This window comes from Paludibaculum fermentans, from assembly GCF_051172195.1.
Classification (GTDB): domain Bacteria; phylum Acidobacteriota; class Terriglobia; order Bryobacterales; family Bryobacteraceae; genus Paludibaculum; species Paludibaculum fermentans_A.
In genome coordinates, this window is the sequence record NZ_JBPJAQ010000002.1 from 212,015 (window position 1) to 234,372 (window position 22,358).

Consider the following 22,358-nt stretch of genomic DNA (forward strand, 5'->3'; position numbering starts at 1 on the left):
GACTAGAAGGTAAACCTCAGTCCGAGTTGAATTTGGCGGTTGTCCGAGGCTGTCCCGGTGATTGCTCCATAGGTGGCATTGCCCACCGTCAGGCCCGGCGCGCCGAGCTGTGGACGGTTCAGGGAGTTGAAGCCTTCGGCCCGGAACTGCAGGATCTGGTCATGATCCGGCCGCAGCCGGAAGTCGCGCTGCAAGCTCAGGTCCACGGTCTGGACGCCCGGCGCCCGCAGCACATTGCGGCCTGAATTTCCAAAGACATACGAGGCTGGCACACTGAAGCAGGTGGTGTCGAACCAGCGTTGGACGGTGCCGCCACTGACATTGCCGTCGCAAGTGCGGTTGGGCCGCGAAGTGGTGCCCGCGTTGGCGCTGTCGAAGGAGAGCCCGGGCGTCAAAGGCAATCCTTTCTGGGTCTGGAAGATGGCCGCCAGCCGCCAACCGCCCAATGCGGCCGAAGCGGCCTTGTTCTGCGAGAGGAAACGCTTCCCGCGGCCGAATGGCGCTTCGAAACTTCCGGCAAAGACGTAACGTATCCTCACATCGTTATCTGACGATGCGTAGTTCGCCCTGCGGTTGTAGTTGTCCTGGATGGTGCTGCCGCTGCCGCAGCCGTCGCACAGGTCCAGCGCCGCGTTCTGATAATCGAGCGCGTGGCCATAGGTGAAGGTCGTCAACACGCTGACCCCGGCTCCGAAGCGCCGTTCGAGTTTGGCCGACATCCCGTTGTAGCTGCTCATGTTCCAGTTGCCCAGCGTCTTGACGGAGGCGCGTGTGTACTGGGCGAGCGGCCGCCGCGAAACCACGGTAGTCGAACCCAGGGTAATCGGCTGGTTGCCTTCCCCAATACCGAACGTCTGCACGCCGTGGTTGCCCACATAATTGACCTCTACGAGCAGATTCTTGGGGAACTGCTTCTGCATGCTGAGGCTCCACTGCTGGACGTACGGCGTTTTGGGCCGTTCGGGCCAACTCACCAGGGTGGCGGTCGCGGTGGGGTTCAGGACGAAGTCCGCCGGATTGATGGGCGTGGGGCGCGTGATGGTTGCTCCGTCCACCAGCACGAAGCCGCTGGAGGGGAAGAGCTGATCGCTGCTGATGGTCTGGGCGCCGTAGCCGAACGACGGCGGATTGCTGGTCATGCGGTTGGTGACGCCGGTGCCCTGGTCCTGGCCGTAGAAGATGCCGTAGGAGCCGCGCACGACGAGGTCTTTGACGCCGCCGCCGCGCCAGGCGAAGCCCACGCGGGGCGCCCAGTTGTTGAGATCACGGCCGATGAGCGCCCGCGGCCGTTTGGAGTTTCCGGCCTGGATGAGCTGGCCGTAAAGCGGGTCGCCCATGTCCAGGACGAAGTTCGCCATGCGGTTCTGCGTCTCGATGTACGGCGAGGAGTACTCGTAGCGGATGCCGAAGTTCAACGTGAGCCGGCGGCTGACTGTCCATTGGTCCTGGAAATAGCCTGAGCCGAACCAGCCGCGCTCGATGGCTTCCGCGATCGTGCCTGTTGTCAGTGAGTTGGCGCTACCCAGCAGGAGATCGGCCACCGGACTGCCGGTGCCGGAACGGGACTGCGGGTTTTGCGTGAACACGCCGCTGAAGCCGAAACTGCTGCGCCCGTTGCTGGTCGCGAACGTCGACGGCCGGATGAGCATGAACTCGCTGCCGAACTTTAAAACGTGCGAGCCAAAGGACTTGGAGATGTTGTCCGACCAGTCCCAGACGCCGGAAGTTTTCACCAGCGGGCTGTTGCCGCAGCAGCCGGGCTGGCTGCCGAGGCTGGCATACCCTGACACGTTGAAGACCGGGATGCCGGAGGTGACGCGCGGATCCAGCGAGCCAGGGATGATCTCGTCGCGGGCGAGCGTCGAGTCCTGGTGCATGTTGATGGTGGTCCAGGTGAACCGGAACTCGTTGATTAAAGTGGGGCTGATGGTGCGGGTGTAGCCGACGCCGGCGCTGGTGGAGTCAATGTTCCGGTCCGCGGCGGATTGTGCCGGCTGCGCCAGGGGCGAGGCGGCCAGCAGCGAACTGCGGGCGATGGAGTAGCGGCCGAAAAGGGAGTCGCGGCTGGACGCCTGGTAGTCGCCTCGCGCCACACCATTCTTCGAATCCTGGCGCTGCGGAGCCAGCGATTTAAACAGGCTGGGTGAGCCGTCCACGTTGGAAACGGGATACAGGCTCATCATGCGCTGGCCCAGGGCGTTGAGGCGCGTGGTGGGGATCGTGTTATTCGGGAACAGATCACGGATGTAGCCGGTGCCAGAGGGATTGAGGCGCGTCGTCGCGGGGTCATAGACCGCCGTGGAACCGAAGTTGCCCGAACGCTGCGCCGGGGTAGGAATAGTGGAGGTCGCCGCACCTTCGCTGCGATTGTGTACTCCCTCGTACGCACCGAAAGCCCAGAGCTTGTCCTTGATGATGGGACCGCCCACCGACCCGCCGTACTGATTGCGGACCAGCAGCGGCTTCGAGCCGGCCAGGGCGAAGTAGTTGATAGCGTCCAGGTTGTCGTTGCGCAGGAACTCGTAGGCGGAGCCGTGGAGGGTGTTCGTGCCGGTCTTGGTGACCGCGCTGACCACACCGCCCGCCGCCGCGCCGAATTCGGCCGACGTGTTGCTGGTTTGGACAGTGAACTCGGCCAGGGCATCCAAGGGGGGGCGGATCATGTCGCGGGCGCGGTTGTCGAGGCCGCGCAGGTAGTTCTCGTTGCGGGCGCCGTCAAGCAAAAACGCATTCTGCAGTCCAGTATTCCCGTAAGCGGAAAACGTCTGGTCGCGGCTGCCGGAGGCCGGGATCGCGCCGGGCGTCAGGTTGGCGAGGCTCAGGTAGTTACGGCCGTTGAGGGGCAGGGATTGGATCTGCTGCTCATTGACGACCTGGCCCAGGGTGGCCGATTTCTCTTCCAGCAGAGGCGCCTCGCCGCTGACCGTAATCGATTCAGACGAACTGCCGGTCTCCAATTGGATGGGCAGGCTGATGATGGACCCGGCACTGACGGTGACAGCTTTCCGCACGGCCGATTTGAAGCCCTGCATATTGACGGCGATGTCATAGCTGCCGGGTGGCAGAAGGGGAATGGTCGCCGTGCCTCGATCGTTGGTGGTTATGGTTCTGAGCAGATTGCCGGTCTCTGAACCGGTGACCGTGACCGTGGCCGCGGGCACCAGTGCCCCGGAGGCGTCCGAAACGTTCACGGAGATCTCACCCGTGGAAGTCTGGCTCCGCAGCCGGGGCAGGGGAATGAGTAATAAATAAAGGGCGAAGATCAGAGCGGCCGGCCATCGAAATAAAGCGACGGCGGGACTGAGCCGTGAGGCGGACGGGGGGTGTTGCATGGTGACTCCGGACGAGCATTCATAGTGGCGGCGCGGCGAGTCCGCGTCAGCCCGTCTCCACTATGCGCGCTAAAGAATTGAGAATTCAGTGTTTTGCCAGTGATTTCCCTGGCAAAACCAGCCCGTTAACGTGGCGGTTGGGGCGTATTGGGCGATTCCACCCGCCGAATCGCCACAATCCGCATCGAGATGGGGTCCAGGGACAAAGTACGGCTCTCGACGACCGCCTCGAACCAGGGCACCGGCTCGGACCGGTGGATGTGTAACTGGCGGCGGATGGACTCCAGGGAATCCTCCCGGGTCAGGAATTGTCCGGCGGCCTGGGTGGAAGCGTGGTGCGGTCCGCCAGTGAGGATGATATGGGAGCCGGGCCGCGGACCGGGCAGGTAAGCCAGGCGGGCGTAGCAGACGACCGTCTTGCTGGCATCGGTGTAGTTCCGGAAATACTCCTGTTCGCCTGCGCGGGGTTTACGGTTGTGGACCCAGGCCGACGTGACTTCCTCGTTCGCCTCGATCTGGAAGTTCAGGTCCCGATCGAACATCTGGACCCAGGGATTGCCAAAGGGGCCGGAGATGAGCACGGCGTTGTCGTGATCGAAGTCGCGCGTGGTGATGGAGTCGGCGGCCAGGACGGAGAGCGAGGTGGTGGGCAGGGCACGGGCGAACTCGGGCAGGATGTTGAGGAAGATGGTCTCCGTCACACTCCGGCTGGCCATCAGGGACGAGAACATGGCTTGGTCCAAGCCGGGCGGCAGGTGGCCCGATTGCTGGTAGCGGCCGTCGATGTACTCCTGCAAGGTCACGCGGCGCTTGGCCAGCCGGACGTAGAGCTGCACGTTGGCGTCGGAGCCGACGACCAGCAGGCGCTGGCCTGGGCCGGGTCGCAAGAGGCTCAAAAGACAGTCCTTGGGCTGTGGGCCTAACGTGCGCAGCCACCACACGAGGGCGACCACGGCCAACAGTACGGCGGGCACGGCAATGAGGTCGGGCAGCCGCCAGGGGCGGACGAGGAGAACGGGCGGAGCGGCCTGCGCGGCCGGCTCCAGTTTCAGGAGATACGAGCCCTTGGGGACGGTGATACGCCACGGGTCCTTCTCGCCCTCAGTGGAGTAGTACTCCTCCAACTTCAGGCGGAGTTGGCGCACATTGGAGCGGACGATGTTGTCGTCGGAGGCGATGTAGTCCGCTGGACGGCCGAAGACGCGCTGGCCGATAATGGGTTCCTTCAGTCCGGCGGTGTCACCGCTGAGGGTGTGATCGGTCAGATAGCGCAACAGTACGGAGAGCCGGTGTGTTCGTTCGAAGGCCTGGCTGGCGAGGATCCTGTCCACAGCGGACTGCAGGGTGCTGGTGGATTCGGGTTGTCCGGGACTGGCGGGCGCGGCCGGGTCCGCACCAGGCGCCGGGGGGAGCCTCATGAACTGATTCTATGCGAATCCGGCCAGGAGAACCGGGCTAAACCTGCCCGTCGGGTTTGGAGGCGGGCGCTGGCGGCGGTTGGATCACGGAATACCCATCGGTGCGGAACTCGACGGTACGAACCTGTCCTTTGGGTCCTACGGGATCAACAGCTTGCCCGTTCCACTCCAATTGCACCCCACCGGCGTTGCCCAGGCGGATCCGCAATTGGTTGGGCGAGCCGAAGCCGCGCGTCTCTCCAGCGCGAATCACGTCCGCAAAGAGTTGTTTGTCGCCTTGCCAGACCGCGACCCAGGTCATCTCGTTGGCGCGGATGATCAGGCGTACCGCGCCGCTGGCCGGAACCTCGGGGGCGGCCGGAATAATGGACGCCTGAATGGGCGCCGGAGGCTGCTCTGCTGGAGCCTGAGGCTGGGGCGCCGGGACGGTGGGTGCAGGTTGCGTGGGCGCCGGCTGTTTTTCCGCCGGTTTTGGGGCTGCCTGTTCCGCTTTGGCGGCGGCAATCCGATCTTCTTCGTGCTGAATCCGCCAGCGATCCCAGAAAGTGTACACCCCGGAGCACAGCGCCATCACGAGAGCCAGGATCCCCAGGCGCCACGCCCAACGCCGCATTTCGAGCGCGGTATCGAACCGGCCGGTCGGGATCGGCGGAACGTCGATGGTCTTCTCCGGTAGGGCGGTGGTGCGGCCGACGGATTGAGAAGCGTCCTCGGCCAGGCTGCGGTCGAGTTCACCCTGGTAGTCCGACTCCGGCAGATCCATCAGGCGGGCGTATTGGCGGACGAAGCTGCGGTAGAAGAAACCGCCGGGCAGGGACGCGGTATCATCGGCTTCAATGTACTGAAAGTACTGGACATTGATGCGCGTTTGAGCGGACAACTGCTCAATGGTCAAACCGCGTTTTTCGCGCTCCTGACGGAGCTTCTGGCCCAAGCTCGGCATGGAATAGGATGCCTGAATGGTATGATACAACACGTTGTCATTCCAAGGCTTGGAGCAACTGCCCGCAGGGTTTGTCTCCGTCGTTATCGTCAACTGGAATCGCCGCGCGCTGCTGGCGGAGTGCCTGGGCAGCCTCGCCCTGGACCAGGGTGTCCCGTTTGAAGTAATCGTCGTGGACAACGGATCGAGCGACGGTTCAGTGGAGTGGATGAGGGTGTTCGCGGAGCGCGCTCCTTATCCCGTTACCTTGATCGAGAATCGGGAGAATCGCGGGTTTTGCGGGGCGAACAACCAGGGCATAGCGGCGGCCCGGGGTGAGTTCGTCGCGCTTTTGAACAACGACGCGGAGGCCGATGCCGGATGGCTGGCTGCCCTGCGATCGGTTTTCACGGATCCCGAGGTCGGCATGGCGGCTTCGAAGATCCTGGTGCACGAGGATCCCCGCATTATCGATAAGGTGGGTCACCTGATCTATCCGGATGGCCAGAACCGCGGCCGGGGTACCGGCGAACTGGACCAAGGCCAGTACGACCAGGTGGAAGAGGTGCTGTGGCCGGACGGGTGTGCGTGCATGTACCGCCTGTCGATGCTGAAAACCATCGGCGCCTTCGACGAAGATCTTTTTGCGTATGGGGACGATGCGGAACTGGGGCTGCGGGCCCGTATCTGTGGCTATCGCTCGATTTATACGCCGCACGCGCGGGTGCGGCACCATCGTGGGGCGACGCTGGGCCAGCTCAACCCGTTGCGAATTACACTGATCGAGCGCAACCGGCTGCTATTAGCCGTTAAACTATTTCCTGGTAGTCTTCTGTGGCGAAACGGCGCGTACTATCTCGCAAGGCTTCTCGCCGGACTGTGGGCAGCCCTCCGGAAACGGGGGGAAATCAGCCGGTTCCAGAGCCCGTCGAGCAAATTGAAAGCCTTTTTGGCGTTATTGAAGGGGGACTGGCAAGCACTCCGGATGCTGCCGTCGACCCTGAGGAAGCGCCGCGCCCTGAAACCGTTGCACCGGCTGAGCCCGAGGCAGGTCCACCAGTTGATCCTAAGCCATCGCATTTCGCTGAAAGAGTTGAGCCAGAAGGTAGCCGGTCCGAACCAGCCCTAGGCGACCTGTCGGCCACCACCGAGTTCGATTCCTGCCCGGCTTGCGGTTCGGCCCAGATGCGGACGTTGTGCCACGGCACCGACAAGCTCTACAACACCACCGACAAAGTGTTCCTGGTGGTGGAGTGCCGCGAGTGCAAGCTGATCCGGCTGTACCCCTGGCCGGAAGCCGATGAGATCCACCAATACTACCCGGAGAATTACTGGTACGACCCCGGTGGCGATACGGCCGACCGGCTGGCGGAGTTCTGGCGCCGTTTCGTGTTGCGGGATCATGTGCGATTTGTGCGCAGGGCGCTGGAGTCGTGCGAAGGCACCGCTCCGGTACTGGATGTCGGTTGCGGCGGAGGATTGTTCCTGCGGGAGCTGAACCTGCCCCAGAATCAGATCGTCGGCCTGGATTTCTCGGTGAACGCGGCTTCGGTGGCCTGGTCGAGCAATGGGGTGCCGGTGGCCTGCGGCGCGCTGCCGAGGGCGCCGTTCCGGCCGGGTTCGTTTCGTACTATCACGATGTTCCATGTGCTGGAGCATCTGTACGATCCTTCGGCCTATTTGAACGCGGCCCACCGCCTGCTCCAACCGGACGGCCGCCTGGTGGTGCAGGTGCCGAATGCGGCGAGCTGGCAGTTCCTGCTGTTCGGCGAAAACTGGAACGGCCTGGACATCCCGCGACACCTGATCGACTTCAAGGAGCAGGACTTGGTCAACCTGCTGGACTACTGCGGGTTCGAAGTGGTGCGGCGCAAGCACTTCTCGCTGCGCGACAATCCGGCTGGACTGGCGACCACGCTGGCGCTGGGGCTGGACCCGATGTCGAGGCGGATCCGCGGCGTGCAGGATGCGCCGCGCACGAAGCTGATGAAGGACCTGGCCTACTTCGCGCTGGTGTTGGCTTCGATTCCGCTCACGATGCTGGAGGCGGCGTGCCGCTGCGGCGCCAGCATCATGATCGAGGCGAAGCGCAAGGCATGAGGTACGAGACGGCCCGCCGTGTCCTGCCGGACGGGCTGCGGCGGTACATCTATTCCTTCGAAGCGATGATTGAGGATGCGGTGACAATCTTCGCCGCGCGGCTGCCTCTCGGAGCGCGGGTGCTGGATGCCGGCGCCGGCGAAGGGCAATACTCCAGTTATTTCCGGCAGCACCGGTATACCGGCGTCGATCTCGGAGTGGGCGACACGGCCTGGGATTACGGAGAGCTGGACGCGATCGCGGACCTGAATCATCTGCCGTTCCGCGACGATACGTTCGACGGTTCGCTGAACATCGTGACGCTGGAACACCTGAAAGAGCCGAAGCGGGCGCTGCGCGAGATCGCGCGGGTGCTGAAGCCGGGCGGGTTGCTGTTGATGGTGGCTCCGCATGAGTGGGAAGTGCATCAGTCGCCGCACGACTTCTTCCGCTATACAAAGCACGGACTGGCCTACCTGTTGGCGGAGGCCGGCCTGGAAGTGCAGACGCTGGAACCGGCGGGCGGATACTTCCGGCTGGTGGCCCGGCGGCTGTTGGGCGGGCTGCAGTTCTTTCCCGGGCCGCTGAAGTTGATTCCGGCTTTGTTCTTCCTCCCGTTGGCGTTGGTGCTGCCGCTGTTTGAGGGGTTGGACAAAGAGAAGAACTTCACGTTGGGATACCGGTGCGTAGCAGTGAAGCCGCGAGTTTCGCCCGCCGGGCCGCCCTCGCTACACTAGATATCTGGATGCGACGTTCCCACCGACTGCTGACTTGCCTGATTCTCGCCTTGCCGCTGATGGCCGCGGAGTTTTCAGGGCAGCGTGCGTACGACCATACGAAGGCGCTGGTGGCCATCGGCCCTCGGCCCTCTGGCACTCCGGCGATCAAGAAGGCGCAGGACTACATCTCCGCGCAGTTGAAGGCAGCCGGCTGGACCGTGGTGGAGGACGTATTCAACGCCAAAACGCCGGCGGGCCCGCTTGTGATGAAGAACATCATTGCCAAGCGGACCGGGCAGAGCGGCAAGATTGTCGCCGTGAGCGGGCACTACGACACCAAGCGTTTCGGGTTTCCCTTTGCCGGCGCTAATGACGGCGGATCGTCGGCCGGTTTGCTGCTGGAGATGGCCGTCGCCCTGAAGAGCGTCCCGCTGAAGAACGATGTGTACCTGGTGTTCTTCGATGGGGAGGAGGCGGTGAAAGACTGGACCGCCACGGATTCGGTTTATGGGTCGCGCCATCTGGCGGACAAGTGGTCGGCCGACGGCACGCTGGGCCGGATGAACGCCCTGATCAATGTCGACATGATTGGCGACCGCGATCTGCACCTGGTGCGGGAGCAGTACTCGTCTGAAGTGCTGCGCAGCATTGTCTGGCAGGTGGCCTCGCAGTTGGGGCAGGCCAAGCACTTCGACGGCATGGAAGGTGCGATTGAAGACGATCACATGCCGTTTCTGCGCAAAGGCGTGCGCGCCCTCGACCTGATCGATTTCGACTATGGCCCGGACAATTCCTGGTGGCACACGAACCAGGACACGATGGACAAGTTGAGCGCCTCCAGCCTGCAAGCGGTGGGGAGCGTCGTTTTGGAAACCCTGAAAAGACTGGAGCCCTGATTCTCATGCCCAAACGCCGTGATCTGTTCAAAGCCGCTGCCTTTTTGGCCCCCTTTGCCGCTGCGCAGGGCGCGGGGAAATTGCCGGATGCCGCGCTGAATCCCGCCCAGGCGAAGCTGGTGAAGGAGCCGTTTGGCGACCACCGCATCTATTTCGACGGTCCGACGGACCAGTTGAAGTCGATGACCTCGGGCAGCCTGCAACTGAAGGCCGGGATGCAGCCGCATCCGCCACACGAGCATCCGGAGGAAGAGTTTGTCCTGGTGACGGAAGGCACCGGCGAGATCACCGTCGGCGGCAAGGTAACGAAGGTGGCGGCGGGATCGATGATGTACTGCGCCGGGAACAAGGTCCACGGCATTGTGAACACGGGGAAGGTGCCGATGACCTTCTTCTATTACAAGTGGAAGGCCTAGGCTTCGCTCGCGCGGTAACCGGCTGATTTTCACGCTGAATGCGGGTGTTGTGACTTCCGTCACCGACCTAGCTGGATTTTCTAGTCATGATTGCTTCAGAAAGAGATTCTGAGGAATTCGATGACTACCACAACGACTTTAGCTGACATTGCCGCGACCTCCCTGGTGGCGGTGCGGACCCTGGAACGGTACGGCCTGGATTACTGCTGCGGCGGGAAACAGGCGATGGGCGATGCCTGCTCGGCCAAGGGCCTGGATCCCGCGGCGGTGATGCAGGAGATCGAGCAATCGCTGAATGTGGGCGGCGGCGAGCGGGACTGGCAGAGCGCGCCGCTGGGTGAGCTCGCGCGGCATATCATTGCCACGCATCACGAGTACCTGAGGCAGGAACTACCGGCTGTCGGCGCACGCATGGAGAAGGTGTTACGGGTGCATGGCGGGCGTGATCCGCAAACGCTCACGCGCATGGCGACCGTGTACGGCGGGTTGCGCGCAGAACTGGAAGCGCACATCAACAAGGAAGAGCAGATCCTCTTCCCGTTCATCGTGAAGTACGCCGAGGCGGAAGCGCAGGGGCGGCCGGTGCCTCCGGTCCCCTTCGGCTCCATTGGCAATCCCATCGCCATGATGGAACGCGAGCACGAAGGCGCCGGCGACGCCCTGGTGGAACTGCGCAAGCTCACCAACGACTACGAACTGCCTTCCTACGCGTGTACCACGGTGGGGATGCTGTTCCAGGGTCTACAAGCCTTGGAGGCCGATCTCCATGTTCACATTCACCTGGAAAATAACATTCTGTTTCCGCGTGCCATTGCGCTCGAACGCCGCTAGCCCGGGCGGCCGCTTTCCTTTTGCGTACAAATTAGTATAGGTTTAATCGCGGGGTGACTTCTGTCACCGACCCGGCCCGATGGCGCATGCCAAGATGCAGCGTGAGAGGGAGGATAGCGTGAGCGATTCGGAGAGCAGTTCGCAGAGGCTCCAGTTGTGGCTGGGTACGATTTCGTTCTTCCTGTGCTTCGCCGTGTGGGGTATTGTCAGCTCGTTTGCGCCGGCCTACCGGCAGCAGTTCCACCTGACGGCCACGCAGACTTCGCTTATTGTTGCGGTGCCGGTGCTGCTGGGCTCGCTGGGCCGCATCCCGCTGGGGATGTTGACCGACCGGTTCGGCGGCCGGGTGGTGTTCACGCTGTTATTCCTGGCCTCGGCCGGAGCCGGCGCGGTGCTCGCCAACGTCTCCACCTACGGCGGACTGCTGGCGGCGGGCTTCTTCGTGGGCGTGGCCGGATCGTCCTTCTCAGTGGGCGTCGGATTCGTCTCCAAGTGGTTTGCGGCGGAGCGGCAGGGGACGGCGCTGGGGCTCTATGGGATGGGCAACATGGGGCAGTCGGCGGTGGTGTTCCTGGGACCTGTCCTGGCGGTGGTGATTGGCCGTTCCAATTTCATCTACGGGATCTCGGCCCTGCTGGTGGTGTGGTCTGTCGTCTTCTGGATGCTGGCCCGCAATGCGCCTGCCTTCGTCCCCAATAAAAAAGGACTGGGGCCGATGGTGCAGATCCTCACCAAGGAGCCGCTGGCCTGGGTTCTCTCGCTGTTCTACTTTCTGACCTTCGGTGGATTCGTGGCGTTCTCCATCTACCTGCCGTCGCTGCTGAAGGACGACTTCGGGCTGGCGCCGGCGGATGCGGGATTCCGGGCAGCGGGCTTTGTGGTGCTGGCCACTCTCCTGCGTCCGGTGGGTGGCGCGCTGGCCGACCGGCTGGGCGGTGCTCGCGTGCTGTGGGGCGTATTCCTGGGCATCGTGCCGTTTGCGCTGCTGCTGGCGTGGCCGTCGATGGTGCCGTTCACAGTGGGCGCGCTGGGCTGCGCGGCGCTGTTGGGCCTGGGCAATGGAGCGGTCTTCAAACTGGTGCCGCAGTACTTCCCGGGGAACACGGCCACGGTGACCGGCTTGGTGGGTGCCATGGGCGGCCTGGGCGGGTTTTTTCCTCCGTTGCTGCTGGGCAAGTTTCGCGACTCGCTGGGCGTGGTGTGGCCCGGTTTCGTGCTGTTGGCCGTGATGTCGCTGCTGCTGTGGTTCTTGAACCTGCGAGTCTTCATTCCGCGCCAGCAGGCGTTGGAGCTGAATCAGCATCCTGACTTCGCGCGGCGGTCGGATCAACTGCGCGCGGGCGCCTGGGCTGTGACCGTGACCGGGTTGCTGGTGGCCTCAATCGTCATCGGGTCCAGGAATCTGCAGAACTTCGATGCGGCGCTGGTGGTCTACACCTTCGCCGTCATCTTCGCGACATTTGGTGTGACTTACCACTATGCGGTTTGGCTGCAGAAGCCGCCGACGAAGCGCTACTGGCAGAGGAGCCTGGAACTGGCACAGTCCCGGGGCTGGTTGAAGACCCTGGCCCTGGTCACCCAGACGGCGGGCACTCACCTGATCGCGCAGAAGTTCATCGCGAAGCGCAGCCGGACGCGCTGGTGGATGCACCAGATGCTGTTCTGGGGCTGCCTGTCCGCGGCTGCTATCACCTTCCCGCTGGTCTTCGGCTGGGTGAATTTCACGTCACATCCCGACGACCAGATGACCTACATCACGTGGCTCTTCGGTTTTCCGGTGGGTACGATGCCGGCGCGCTCGCTGATAGCCTGGGTCCTGTTTCACGGGCTGGATTTCTCGGCGGTCCTGGTGTTGGGCGGCATCGCACTTTCGCTGGGCCGCCGCATGAAGGACGAAGGCGCATTGGCGCTGGAAACGATGGCCGCGGACTTTTTGCCGCTGGCGCTGCTGTTCGCGATCTCCGTCACGGGCCTGGCGCTCACGGTATCGACCCTCTGGTTCCGAGGCGCGTTCTACGGTTTCCTGGCGGTGATCCACGCCATCACGGTGATCAGCGCCCTGCTGTTCCTGCCGTTCGGGAAGTTCTTCCACATCTTCCAGCGGCCAGCGCAACTGGGGGTGAAGGTCTACCAGCAGGCCGGAGCCGAGGATGAGGGCTCGCAGTGCCCTCGCTGCGGGCAGCGGTTCGCTTCCAGAATGCACATCGAGGATTTGAAGATGGTGCTGCCGCAACTGGGGTTCGACTATACGTCGAAGGACGGCTCGTCGCACTGGCAGGCGCTGTGCCCGCCGTGCAAGCGCAAGACCCTGGCGACGGTGCAGATGAGAGTGAAGGAGAACGCGCATGGCCAAGCCTCCGCAATCCGTTGAGGCGCTGACGGCGCAGTACGGGCCGCACCTGAAGTTTGTCCCGCCCGGCGGCTGGCAGGGGGAATCGCTCAAGGGTCCGGAGAAGCTGGTGAAAACGCATTGCTGTTTCTGCGGGCAGCAGTGCGGCATTCAGTTGAAGGTGCGCGACAACCAGGTGACGGGGTTCGAGCCCTGGGAGGAGTTCCCCTTCAACCGCGGCATGCTGTGCCCGAAGGGTGTGCGGCGTTACATGCAGAGCGGGCATCCGGACCGGTTGATGTCGCCGCTGATCCGGACCGATAGCGGGTTTCGCGAAGCCGGCTGGGAAGAGGCGATGAGCCTGACGGCGCGGCGGCTGCAGGAAGTGCAGGCGAAGTATGGGAAAGACGCGGTAGCGGTTTATGGCGGAGCCTCGCTGATCACCGAGAAATCCTACCTGCTGGGCAAGTTCGCGCGCGTAGCGTTGGGGACGCGGCACATCGACTACAACGGGCGCCTGTGCATGGTCTCGGCCGGCACCGCCTACAAGCTGGCGCTGGGGGTCGACCGCAATCCGAATCCGTGGGAGGACATTCCGAAGGCGCAGGTGGTTCTGGTAGCTGGCGCGAATGTCGGAGAGTGTTTCCCCATCACCACCGATTATCTGTGGCGCATGCGCGACAACGGCGGCCGGCTGATTGTGGTGGATCCGCGCATGACGCCGATCACGCGCAATGCGGATCTGTATCTGCCCGTCAGGCCAGGCACGGACACGGCCCTGTTCTCAGCGATGCTCCACGTCATCCTCCGCGATGGGCTGGCGGATCTGGAGTTTATCGAGAACCACACAAATGGGTTCGACCAGGTGGCGGAGTATGTGAAGGCGTGGGATCCGCGGCGGGCGGCGGATGTGACCGGAGTGCGTCCGGAGGACATCGAGAAGGCGGCCCAGTGGTTCGGGATGGCGGAGCGGGCCATGGCGCTGCATGCCCGCGGCATCGAGCACCATTCACACGGCGTGGAGAACTGCTTGTCGCTGGTGAACCTCTGCCTGGCGACCGGCAACATCGGGCGTGAAGGCGCCGGCCCGAACATGATCACGGGGCAGGGCAACGGGCAGGGGGGCCGCGAGCATGGACAGAAGTGCGACCAGTTGCCTGGGCAGCGGCACATCGCGGATCCGGCGGCGCGCGAGCATGTAGCGAAGGTGTGGGGCATCACTCCGGAGGAGATTCCACAGGCGGGCTATAGCGCGGTGGAGATCATGGAAGCGATCCATCGCGGCGAGATCAAGGCGCTGTTTTCGATGTGCTTCAATCCACTGGTCTCGCTGCCGGACAGCGAGTATACGCGAGCGGCGCTGGAGAAGCTGGAGTTCTTCTGTGTTGTCGATTTCTTCCTTTCTGAGACCGCGCATCACGCCGATGTGGTGCTGGCCGGGAGTCTTCAGGAAGAGGAAGAAGGCGTGGTGGGCAGCGGCGAAGGCCGCGTGATCAAGATCAACAAAGCGGTGGACCCGCCGGGAGAGGCGCGCGGCGACAGCGTGATTGTTGTAGACCTGGCGCGGCGCCTGGGCAAGGGGCAGTACTTTCCCTTTGAATCGACGCGGGAGATCTTCGATGAACTGAGAGAAGCCTCGCGTGGGGGGCATGCGGATTACTACGGCATCACCTACGAGCGGATCGAGAAGGAGATGGGGATCTTCTGGCCTTGTCCCACGCTGGATCATCCGGGGACTCCCAGATTCTTTGAAGGCGGCAAGTTCGCGCACCCCGATGGACGGGCGCGGTTCCTGGTGGCGGAGGTCCGGCCCAGCGGCGATCCCGTGGCTGATGAATTCCCCATCTTTCTGACGACCGGGCGCGTGGTGAGCCAGTATCTCTCCGGCGCGCAGACGCGGCGCATTGGGGCGCTGGTGGAGCAGTACCCGAATCCGAAGGTGGAAATCCATCCCAAGCTGGCCGGGCAGCACGGCATCCAGACCGACGACTGGGTGACGGTGACCACGCGCCGGACTTCCATCACCGTGCAGGCCATGGTCGTGCGCACGATCCGGCCCGATACGGTGTTCATTCCCTATCACTGGCCGGGCCGCAAGAGCGCGAACCGGCTGACGCACCGTACGCTGGATCCGCGCAGCAAGATCCCTGAGTTCAAGGTCTCGGCCTGCCGCATCGAGAAGGCGCAGGGTCCGCAGGGAGGCCAGTGAGCCATGTTCGGCTATGAGTTCTATGTTGACCCGTCGCGCTGCATCGGTTGCGAGTCCTGCGTGAGCGCTTGTGCGGAGTGCGGCACGCACCGCGGCGTCTCGATGATCCACCTGGACTTCATCGACAGGGCCAACACGATCGCCACGGCTCCGATGGTCTGCATGCATTGCGAGGATCCCACCTGCGCCCAGGTGTGTCCGGCGGATGCGATCAAGATCGGCGAAGACGGTATCGTGCGGACGGCGCTGAAGGCGCGCTGCATCGGGTGTTCCAACTGCGTATTGGCGTGTCCGTTTGGGGTGCCGAAGGTCTATGCCGAGATGGAACTGATGATGAAGTGCGACATGTGCTACGACCGCACCAGCATCGGTAAGCGGCCCATGTGCGCCACCGTGTGCCCCAGCCAGGCGCTGATGTACGTGCCGGCGGAGGAGGCCGCGCAGAAGCGGCGCGAGCGGGCGTCCAACGAGTTTCACTTCGGCGGGCAGGTGGTGCGCACGAAGGTTCATTACATGCTGCCGGCGCCGGAGTCGGTGATGAGTGTGGATGTGGCGGATGCCATCTGGGAGGGAGAGGAATGAGCCAGCAGAAGGAGTGCCCGAAGCAGCGCCTGTGGAGCGAGGAGTTCTCGGTTCGGTCCAGCGAGTCGAGCTTTGTCGAGCGGCGGCAGTTCACGCGATTCCTCACGTTGACGAGCTTCTCCATGTTCGCGGGCCAGCTATGGCTGGTGGTGAAGAGCGTATTCAACCGCCGGCAATCCGCGTTTCCGGCGATGGTCGTGAATGGCGCTGATGGGCTGGCGGTGGGCAGCGCCAAGGTCTTCCAGTACCCGACGCCGCAGGACAACTGCCTGCTGGTGCGCGTGGACGAGCAGAAGTTCGTGGCTTACAGCCAGAAGTGCACCCATCTGTCGTGCGCCGTGTTGTATTCGGCCCGGCACCGCCGGCTGGAGTGCCCGTGCCACGAAGGCTACTTTTCCATTGAAGACGGCCGTGTGTTGCAGGGGCCCCCGCCCAGGCCTTTGCCCAAGGTGGAACTGGAGCGGCGCGGCAGCGACCTGGTGGCGATCGGCATGACCACCGGAGAGGAGTCCTAGAGCCATGACGGACGGCGAATCGCCATTGCGGCGCAGGAGTCTGAAGGGGATCAATGGCGCGCTGGCGCTGATCGTCGTGATCCTGGTGGTCCAGGTCTGGATGCTGATGGCCTCCGTCGAGACTTACCTGGCCGGTCACCACGAGGCGGCGGTGCCGGGGGCTGTGTTGTCCGGATTACTGTTCGCGGGCAGCGCGCTGCTGCTGCGCTATGTAAACCGGTTGGACCGCCAGTCACGTTAGCGTTAGTTGGACGAACGAGCACCGGACCTGCGCGCTTTGCGAGAATGAGGATCCGAGGTTAGGTCGCGGTACCCCATGACTCTTCTGGCAATTCCGGTTCAATACGTCCTGGCCGCCCTTGTGCTGCTGGCCGCCGGCTGTGACATTCGAAGCCGGAACATCCCCAACTGGCTGACGCTGGGCGGAGTCATCGCCGGCCTGGCGCTGCATCCTTACCTGGCGGGCTGGGCCGGCCTGAAATTCTCTGCGGGCGGGTTGGGCCTGGCGGCGCTGATGTTCCTGCCGCTGTTCGTGCTGCGCTGGCTGGGCGGTGGAGATGTGAAGCTGATGGCGGCGGTCGGGGCCCTGTCAGGCGCCGGCAACCTGTTCATCATCTTCATCATGGACGCGATTCTCGGAGGAGCCGTCGCGCTGATTGCGGTGTTATTCAAGAAGCGCGGCGCCCGGACGCTGCGCAACATCGGACGCATGATCACCGCACTGTTCCGGGGCAAGGCTCCATATGAGGAGACGCAAGAGCTGGAGGCGGGCAGCGAGACCTCCATGGGGATGCCGCGCGCCGTCACCATCGCGCTCGCCACATTACTCGTGCTGTGGGCTACGCCGAAATCCTAAGGTTCCGGTCTCAACAGCGGCTCTATAATGGGGGCGGTTGGAGAGCTTTATGCGAGATCGGCTCACTTATTTCGGCGGAGGCGGGTTGATGCTGGGCCTGCTTTGCCTGGTCGGCTCCCGCGTGTGGCCGTTGGCGGGTTGGATGCTCATCGCGGCCGAAATTCTCATTGTTGTGGGGATGCTGCTGCTGCTGGCTCGCCTTTGGAAGCACGGGCTCAACTAGCGGAACTTCGTGATCAGTCCGTGCCCTTGATCCGGCGCCAGAAGGTGAGCCGTTTGTCCATTCGCAGGCCAAGGGCATGCCGCAATGGCTCCGTCCGGTCCAGCAGATATTGGTACAGCCAGCGCCGGCGCGAGTAGTAGTGATAGAGCACCGGTTCGAGCATCACCTCCCGCTGCAACGCGCGATCCTTCACCATGCGCATGGCCCAGTCGAAATCTTCCGAGTAGCGTACTTCCGCAAAGGGGTAGCGAATCGCGATATCGCGCCGGATGGGATTGAGGATATAGGGAGGGCGGAAGTAGCGGCCGGACTGGGAGGACAGGTCGGTGTATTGGATCGAATGGGTGGCCTCGGAGGGGTGGGCGCCGCGAAAGTAGATGAGGACCCTTATGCCGAGGCAGTCCACGTCCGGATTGGCCCGCAGCGCCTGGGCAATCAAAGAAACGTAGTTGGCACTTACCTGATCGTCGTCGTCGGTGAAGACGACATACCGCCCTTGCGAGCGCTGCAGCAGCGTATTGCGTTTGGCGCCGATGGGTATCGTGCCGTCGTCGCAATGCCCGAGGATCTCGACCTCGGATTGCAGTCCGGCCGCTTCCACCTGGCGCTGCAATTCCGAGGTCAGGCGCTGATAGAGTCCGGCACGCGATTCCAGGGTCGGGATGAGGATGCTCAGCAGCATACGGCTCGCCGCGATCAGGTCTTCAGTTGGCAATTGGGCGGCAGGAAGAGGACATCCGCATTGATACCCGGAAGGTTCGCCAGGTAGGAGGCGAACTCACAAATCGGATGCACCGGAGCAGCCGCGCCCAGGCTGACGATGTCCTTGGCTTCGATATAGCGATCGAAATGCTGGGCAGCCACTCCGGCGATGGTGTTATAAACGCCCTGTCTGCGGAGCGAGAGCGGTTCCACTTCGGTATAGAGGGGCGCGCCGCGTGACCAGAACTCCGCTCCGGTTACCATCACATCTTCTTCGCAGCCCTGTGTGTCGGACCAGACCAGTGCGATGCGGGCAAAGTCGAAACCCTGTTCGGTGGCTACGCTGTCCAGACGGTCAGCCCGAACATCCACCGCGCCATTGAGTGCGGATTGCCCCATCTCCGCTCGGATTCGTGCTCGATCGACGCAGAAGCCGCCCGGGTCCTCTGTCGGCTGCAGCAGGCTGATGGTGCCCGGTTCGCGGAGTATGGCGCACGGCGCGACGCAGGCCAGGTTCGAGAGTCCATTATCTTCGAGATTCTTGCGCAGGAAGTGGAGGTTTCGCGGCTCTGGTTCGATAGCAAGAATGCGGCAGCCGAGTCCGCGGATCATGGGCAGGCTGGTCGTGCCGATATTGGCGCCGACGTCGATGATGGTATCGCGGCCAGGCTGAAGCAATTCCTGGTGCCGGATCCAGTCGATCATCGCGCAGACTTCCTCTCCCTGGAAGCACCCGGAACGGAAGAGTACGAGCGGAACCCCCAGAGTGACAGGTGCGTTCCAAACGAATCCGTCGACGCGAAATGAAGCCGAGTCGGTGTGCTCCCTTTGGAGGATGCGCCACGCGAGTTCGCGACGGTTGAGCGCGGGCATGCGCATCAGGAAGCGGTAAGCCAGATCCCACTGGAAGTAGGCGCTGATGTTAGTGGCTACACTCAACAGGCTCAATGTAAATGCTCCTTGGAAGGCCCAGCGGGGCCGTGCGTCAGGAAATTCTCCACATGGTTCAGCAGTCCCCGGGCAAAGGACTCCGGCGAAAAGAGCTCCGCGTGCCGGGAGACCTTGTCGCGCAGCTCGTCCTGCAGCGCAGCATCTCCCATCACGGCTAGCATCTTCGCCGCCGCATCTTCGGTCGAACTATAACAAAGACGAGGATCGCCCTCGACAATCTCGACTTGTCCACCACTATCGTGGACGAAAGGAATACAACCGGCGCGCGCCATCTCGGCGGGCGCCATTCCGAAATGTTCGTCGATCCTGGCGTGCAGCCCGTACCGATTTTCTGCCAGCAAACCGTTCAACTCTTCGCGGGACAGGTTGAAGTGCACCTGGACCCAGGGGCCGGCCTTGCGCGCCATCTCCTCCAGGCCGTTTGCGAGTGCCTGGGTGGACGCCATCCCATCGCGAGGCGCGCAGATGTGCAACTTCACGTCTGGAACCCGTGTGCGGACCAGTGCCAGGATTTCGACCATCCAATCGAAGCGTTTAGCGGGTTCCATCCGCCCGATCGCAACGAAGCCATTCCGCCTTTTCGCCCACGAAATGGGATGGTTGCACCCGGCGGCGGGCGGATAGAGAACTGAGCTTGGCATGTCGAAGAGTTCACGGATCCTGCCGCTGGTCCACCGCGAATTGGTCAATGTGAGATTCCGGCGCATGCGATCGAACGAGTAACGGGAAACCGTCATCCAGCGTGGTGTCTGGCCGCGAAGCACCGCCAGTGCCAGCTTCGGCCACGGCGCACTGCCTGGAACCTGATTCCGCCAGTCGGAATGGCCCATGTAGGGGTAGTGGATGTATTGAATCGCGGGGCGGCCCAGATCGGATTCCAATGAGCAACACGCGAAGGTCACATCGAACTGTTCGGAAAGCCGTCGCGCGCGCTTCATCAGGACATTCACACGCTGAAACCGCGATGTGTCGGGAATGGCGCTGACCAGCAACCGTTCCGCCAGCGTGGGCCCCTCGTAGCGCCACTGGCAGTCTACCAGGCGAGTACCGAAGGACAGGTCGATGGCCTCGAGTTGCGGCTGCGAATAGCTCATCAGTGTTACGTCATAGTGCGCGGAAAGAGTCTGAAGTACGTGGGCGCTCACACCATAGCCGCCACCACCGGGACCAAATTCCTCGCTGAACAGCAGGAGGCGCTTCTTCATGACGTTGCCTGCCTGCGTGCGGTCATCAGTTGATTGTAGAAACTGCATAGTCGGCTGCCAAGGGCGGGCCAATCGTGATTCAGTTCTACAAATCGCCTGGCGTTCCTGACGAGATCCTGCCGCAAAACTTCACCCGTGAGGACGGAAACAATCTGGCCCGAGAGCGCCTCTGGGGTGTCGCCAATCAGCAAATGTTCTCCATGAACCACCTCCAGCCCTTCGCAACCGATGGCCGTGGAAACAACTGGCCTCTCCAGGGCCATGGACTCGAGGATCTTCAGGCGGGTGCCGCCGCCCGCCCGCAGGGGTACCACGCTCAGGCGGCAGCGGCGGTAATACGGCAGAATGTCGGGCACGTCGGCGTGGAGTTCGAATGCTCCGGTTGCGGCCAATGCCCGAATGCCGGCACCAGGGTTGCGGCCCACCACCACGAACCGGATGTCCGGGACCTGCGCGCGGACCTTCGGCAGAATCGCCTCCACCATCCAGCGGACCGCGTCCGTGTTGGGCGGATAGCCCAGGGTGCCGATGAACAGGAGATCGTTGCCCGCTTCCGGCTCAGGCAGGGGCCGCAGTGACGCGCAGTCCACACCGTTCGGAATGACGCACACGGGAGGCTGTGGTGCTCGCCGTCGCACCCACTCCGCTTCGGGTTGGGACACCGAGACAACCCCGTCGAAGCGGCGGGTCCACTCCGCCTCCCAGCCGCGCATGGCAATCGCCTTCAGCCAGGCGGCAGGGCTGGTCCGCTTCATACGCGCCATGCTGGCATACTGCTGCTCGCCGATGTTGTGCAGCGATTGGATCCGGAGGCAGCCCGGCGGGATCGCTGCGACGTAGGGAGCCAGAAAGGAATGCTCCAATTGAACGACATCCACTTTGTGTTTCCGCGCCAGCTCCGCGATCCGCCGGGCGAATTCAGGGAAGTAGAACGGGAACGTAGCCAGGGGCCGTCCGGCTATCAGGTGCTGGAATACGGCCAGTGGCGGCTGGCGATCAGGGACCGGGTAGGTTTCAATTGAGCTGCAGAAACCTGGCAGCGGACCCACGTCGTCGGGAAACCGGTCGTCCTTGCAGAAACACAGCAGATGGACCTCAGCCTCGGCAGCCAGGGCGCGCAGCAGATTGTGATCACGAATCTTACACCCCTCGGAAAGCGGGAAGGGCAGACCGTAGGTCACTGCCAGAACCTTCACGCCGGCCGCACCTCACGCGAACGGAGTTCCTGCGAGGCAGCGTGGCTCAAACCCAGGATCAGGCCGATGCCGGACAGGCAGTAGATCAGCCAATGCATCAGGGCTGTCCGCACTGCGAACCAAAGCCCGTGCGTACGGCCTGCCAGCCGCAGCAGAGCCCAATTGAGAAGCAGGAAAACCAACGCCAGCGCGGCGAGCAGGATTGGATTGGCGACGCTTGCCACCAACAGGAAACTGATCGGGACACTCAGCACGTTGCGGTAGCCGGTATTCAGGTCGGCGCGGAAAATGCGATGCCGGATCATCAGTTCGGTCCACGGGATCGCCCGGTTTTGCAGATCGGACACCAGCAGTCCGCGTAGCGTGTAGTACTTCGCATGGCTGGCTTGCAGGTCCTTGCAGAGCCTGATGCGATGACCCGCCTTGTGCATCCGGTAGCCCAGGTCGATGTCTTCCAGTGCGTGCAGCGACTCGTCGAAGCCACCGCATTCCTCGAAGACATGCCGCCGCACAAAGCCATAGCCTCCGCAGAAGGTGATGGCTTCCGGCAGGGCCTGCTGGTGTGTGTGATGGTGGACCAGATTCTTATAGCGGGAGCAGAAGTTGGTGGGCAGGCTGTCGCGCTGATAGGAGGCGAACAGCGCGGACCAATCCGGATTGCGGTCCAGGTACTGCACGGCCGACCGGATGAAGTCCGGGGGAATATTGACGTCGGCATCAAGGAAGAACAGGATTTCGCCCGGGCAGGCGGCCGCACCAGCGTTGCGGGCGTGAGAAGGGCCGCTACGCCCAGGTAGGGCCAGCAGTTGGACCGGGAACTGCTGGGCAATCGCCCGCGTGTTGTCGGTCGAACCATCGTCGACGACAATCACTTCGGCCAGTCCTTCCGCTGCGGCCAGGGCGTGGCGCAGGCAATCCGCCAGAAACAATTCGCCGTTCCAGACCGGGATCACCACAGCGACCCGGGTCCGGCAAGA

Annotated in this window: 21 protein-coding genes; 13 read left to right on the forward strand and 8 right to left on the reverse strand. The window is 63.1% G+C overall.

Going from position 1 to position 22,358, the window contains the following annotated elements; genetic code table 11:
• Window positions 1–2 precede the first annotated feature (2 nt).
• The 3 genes from ACR9Y2_RS27530 to ACR9Y2_RS27540 form a co-directional block, all read right to left on the reverse strand.
• Window positions 3–3,191, reverse strand: a complete 3,189-nt coding sequence (locus ACR9Y2_RS27530; protein WP_435045083.1) for a carboxypeptidase regulatory-like domain-containing protein — start codon at window positions 3,189–3,191, stop codon at window positions 3–5.
• A gap of 266 nt (window positions 3,192–3,457) precedes the next feature.
• The gene (locus ACR9Y2_RS27535; protein ID WP_435045084.1) at window positions 3,458–4,750 is read right to left on the reverse strand and encodes a hypothetical protein; all 1,293 of its coding nucleotides are present in this window, start codon (window positions 4,748–4,750) and stop codon (window positions 3,458–3,460) included.
• Window positions 4,751–4,787: 37 nt separating this feature from the next.
• Window positions 4,788–5,693, reverse strand: coding sequence for a RodZ domain-containing protein (locus tag ACR9Y2_RS27540; protein WP_435045085.1), 906 nt, complete (start codon window positions 5,691–5,693; stop codon window positions 4,788–4,790).
• Window positions 5,694–5,727: 34 nt separating this feature from the next.
• Between ACR9Y2_RS27540 and ACR9Y2_RS27545 the strand changes: the two genes are divergently transcribed.
• From ACR9Y2_RS27545 to ACR9Y2_RS27605, 13 genes are all read left to right on the forward strand, one after another.
• Window positions 5,728–6,801: a glycosyltransferase family 2 protein gene (locus tag ACR9Y2_RS27545; protein ID WP_435045086.1), complete on the forward strand. Its 1,074-nt coding sequence runs from the start codon at window positions 5,728–5,730 to the stop codon at window positions 6,799–6,801.
• Between the two features lie 56 nt (window positions 6,802–6,857).
• Window positions 6,858–7,772 carry a methyltransferase domain-containing protein gene (locus tag ACR9Y2_RS27550; protein ID WP_435045087.1) on the forward strand — a complete coding sequence of 305 codons (915 nt, stop codon included), beginning with the start codon at window positions 6,858–6,860 and terminating at the stop codon, window positions 7,770–7,772.
• On the forward strand, window positions 7,769–8,488 hold the full coding sequence (locus tag ACR9Y2_RS27555; protein WP_435045088.1) for a class I SAM-dependent methyltransferase: 720 nt from the start codon (window positions 7,769–7,771) through the stop codon (window positions 8,486–8,488). Before ACR9Y2_RS27550 ends, ACR9Y2_RS27555 begins: the two co-directional genes overlap by 4 nt.
• An 8-nt stretch (window positions 8,489–8,496) precedes the next feature.
• Window positions 8,497–9,366, forward strand: a complete 870-nt coding sequence (locus tag ACR9Y2_RS27560) for a M28 family peptidase (RefSeq protein WP_435045089.1) — start codon at window positions 8,497–8,499, stop codon at window positions 9,364–9,366.
• Window positions 9,367–9,371: 5 nt separating this feature from the next.
• On the forward strand, window positions 9,372–9,782 hold the full coding sequence (locus ACR9Y2_RS27565) for a cupin domain-containing protein (protein ID WP_435045090.1): 411 nt from the start codon (window positions 9,372–9,374) through the stop codon (window positions 9,780–9,782).
• 120 nt (window positions 9,783–9,902) lie between these two features.
• Complete coding sequence (gene ric / locus ACR9Y2_RS27570; RefSeq protein WP_435045091.1) at window positions 9,903–10,613, forward strand: iron-sulfur cluster repair di-iron protein; 711 nt, start codon at window positions 9,903–9,905, stop codon at window positions 10,611–10,613.
• 118 nt (window positions 10,614–10,731) lie between these two features.
• Window positions 10,732–12,984, forward strand: coding sequence for an MFS transporter (locus tag ACR9Y2_RS27575; protein WP_435045092.1), 2,253 nt, complete (start codon window positions 10,732–10,734; stop codon window positions 12,982–12,984).
• Window positions 12,959–15,151: a molybdopterin oxidoreductase family protein gene (locus ACR9Y2_RS27580; RefSeq protein WP_435045093.1), complete on the forward strand. Its 2,193-nt coding sequence runs from the start codon at window positions 12,959–12,961 to the stop codon at window positions 15,149–15,151. Before ACR9Y2_RS27575 ends, ACR9Y2_RS27580 begins: the two co-directional genes overlap by 26 nt.
• Before the next feature lie 3 nt (window positions 15,152–15,154).
• A complete protein-coding gene (locus ACR9Y2_RS27585; RefSeq protein ID WP_435045094.1) occupies window positions 15,155–15,733 on the forward strand; it encodes a 4Fe-4S dicluster domain-containing protein in 579 nt (192 codons plus the stop codon).
• Window positions 15,730–16,248, forward strand: a complete 519-nt coding sequence (locus ACR9Y2_RS27590; protein WP_435045095.1) for a ubiquinol-cytochrome c reductase iron-sulfur subunit — start codon at window positions 15,730–15,732, stop codon at window positions 16,246–16,248. Before ACR9Y2_RS27585 ends, ACR9Y2_RS27590 begins: the two co-directional genes overlap by 4 nt.
• Before the next feature lie 4 nt (window positions 16,249–16,252).
• Window positions 16,253–16,489, forward strand: a complete 237-nt coding sequence (locus ACR9Y2_RS27595) for a DUF6755 family protein (RefSeq protein WP_435045096.1) — start codon at window positions 16,253–16,255, stop codon at window positions 16,487–16,489.
• 75 nt (window positions 16,490–16,564) lie between these two features.
• Complete coding sequence (locus ACR9Y2_RS27600) at window positions 16,565–17,104, forward strand: A24 family peptidase (protein WP_435045097.1); 540 nt, start codon at window positions 16,565–16,567, stop codon at window positions 17,102–17,104.
• Between the two features lie 49 nt (window positions 17,105–17,153).
• Window positions 17,154–17,327 (forward strand): hypothetical protein, encoded by a 174-nt coding sequence (locus ACR9Y2_RS27605; RefSeq protein WP_435045098.1) that lies wholly within the window; start codon window positions 17,154–17,156, stop codon window positions 17,325–17,327.
• A 13-nt stretch (window positions 17,328–17,340) separates the two neighbouring features.
• On the opposite strand, the gene ACR9Y2_RS27610 is transcribed toward ACR9Y2_RS27605, so the two are convergent.
• Genes ACR9Y2_RS27610 through ACR9Y2_RS27630 form a run of 5 tightly spaced genes read right to left on the reverse strand, consistent with a single transcriptional unit; the run spans window position 17,341 to window position 22,337 of the window.
• On the reverse strand, window positions 17,341–18,009 hold the full coding sequence (locus ACR9Y2_RS27610; protein ID WP_435045099.1) for a glycosyltransferase family 2 protein: 669 nt from the start codon (window positions 18,007–18,009) through the stop codon (window positions 17,341–17,343).
• Window positions 18,010–18,023: 14 nt separating this feature from the next.
• The gene (locus ACR9Y2_RS27615) at window positions 18,024–18,977 is read right to left on the reverse strand and encodes an FkbM family methyltransferase (protein ID WP_435045100.1); all 954 of its coding nucleotides are present in this window, start codon (window positions 18,975–18,977) and stop codon (window positions 18,024–18,026) included.
• A complete protein-coding gene (locus tag ACR9Y2_RS27620; RefSeq protein ID WP_435045101.1) occupies window positions 18,974–20,185 on the reverse strand; it encodes a glycosyltransferase in 1,212 nt (403 codons plus the stop codon). Before ACR9Y2_RS27620 ends, ACR9Y2_RS27615 begins: the two co-directional genes overlap by 4 nt.
• The gene (locus tag ACR9Y2_RS27625) at window positions 20,182–21,381 is read right to left on the reverse strand and encodes a glycosyltransferase family 4 protein (RefSeq protein WP_435045102.1); all 1,200 of its coding nucleotides are present in this window, start codon (window positions 21,379–21,381) and stop codon (window positions 20,182–20,184) included. The genes ACR9Y2_RS27620 and ACR9Y2_RS27625 overlap by 4 nt, the downstream gene beginning before the upstream one ends.
• Entirely contained in the window at window positions 21,378–22,337 is a 960-nt protein-coding gene (locus ACR9Y2_RS27630; protein WP_435045103.1) for a glycosyltransferase, read from the reverse strand. Before ACR9Y2_RS27630 ends, ACR9Y2_RS27625 begins: the two co-directional genes overlap by 4 nt.
• Window positions 22,338–22,358 lie beyond the last annotated feature (21 nt).

What these genes read in the sequence shown, in the direction of transcription:
- ACR9Y2_RS27535 (WP_435045084.1), bottom strand. Translation starts at nt 4,750, where the DNA reads ATGAGGCTCCCCCCGGCGCCTGGTGCGGACCCGGCCGCGCCCGCCAGT.
- ACR9Y2_RS27540 (WP_435045085.1), bottom strand. Translation starts at nt 5,693, where the DNA reads ATGCCGAGCTTGGGCCAGAAGCTCCGTCAGGAGCGCGAAAAACGCGGT.
- ACR9Y2_RS27550 (WP_435045087.1), top strand. Translation starts at nt 6,858, where the DNA reads ATGCGGACGTTGTGCCACGGCACCGACAAGCTCTACAACACCACCGAC.
- ACR9Y2_RS27555 (WP_435045088.1), top strand. Translation starts at nt 7,769, where the DNA reads ATGAGGTACGAGACGGCCCGCCGTGTCCTGCCGGACGGGCTGCGGCGG.
- ACR9Y2_RS27560 (WP_435045089.1), top strand. Translation starts at nt 8,497, where the DNA reads ATGCGACGTTCCCACCGACTGCTGACTTGCCTGATTCTCGCCTTGCCG.
- ACR9Y2_RS27565 (WP_435045090.1), top strand. Translation starts at nt 9,372, where the DNA reads ATGCCCAAACGCCGTGATCTGTTCAAAGCCGCTGCCTTTTTGGCCCCC.
- ric (WP_435045091.1), top strand. Translation starts at nt 9,903, where the DNA reads ATGACTACCACAACGACTTTAGCTGACATTGCCGCGACCTCCCTGGTG.
- ACR9Y2_RS27580 (WP_435045093.1), top strand. Translation starts at nt 12,959, where the DNA reads ATGGCCAAGCCTCCGCAATCCGTTGAGGCGCTGACGGCGCAGTACGGG.
- ACR9Y2_RS27585 (WP_435045094.1), top strand. Translation starts at nt 15,155, where the DNA reads ATGTTCGGCTATGAGTTCTATGTTGACCCGTCGCGCTGCATCGGTTGC.
- ACR9Y2_RS27590 (WP_435045095.1), top strand. Translation starts at nt 15,730, where the DNA reads ATGAGCCAGCAGAAGGAGTGCCCGAAGCAGCGCCTGTGGAGCGAGGAG.
- ACR9Y2_RS27595 (WP_435045096.1), top strand. Translation starts at nt 16,253, where the DNA reads ATGACGGACGGCGAATCGCCATTGCGGCGCAGGAGTCTGAAGGGGATC.
- ACR9Y2_RS27600 (WP_435045097.1), top strand. Translation starts at nt 16,565, where the DNA reads ATGACTCTTCTGGCAATTCCGGTTCAATACGTCCTGGCCGCCCTTGTG.
- ACR9Y2_RS27605 (WP_435045098.1), top strand. Translation starts at nt 17,154, where the DNA reads ATGCGAGATCGGCTCACTTATTTCGGCGGAGGCGGGTTGATGCTGGGC.
- ACR9Y2_RS27610 (WP_435045099.1), bottom strand. Translation starts at nt 18,009, where the DNA reads ATGCTGCTGAGCATCCTCATCCCGACCCTGGAATCGCGTGCCGGACTC.
- ACR9Y2_RS27620 (WP_435045101.1), bottom strand. Translation starts at nt 20,185, where the DNA reads ATGAAGAAGCGCCTCCTGCTGTTCAGCGAGGAATTTGGTCCCGGTGGT.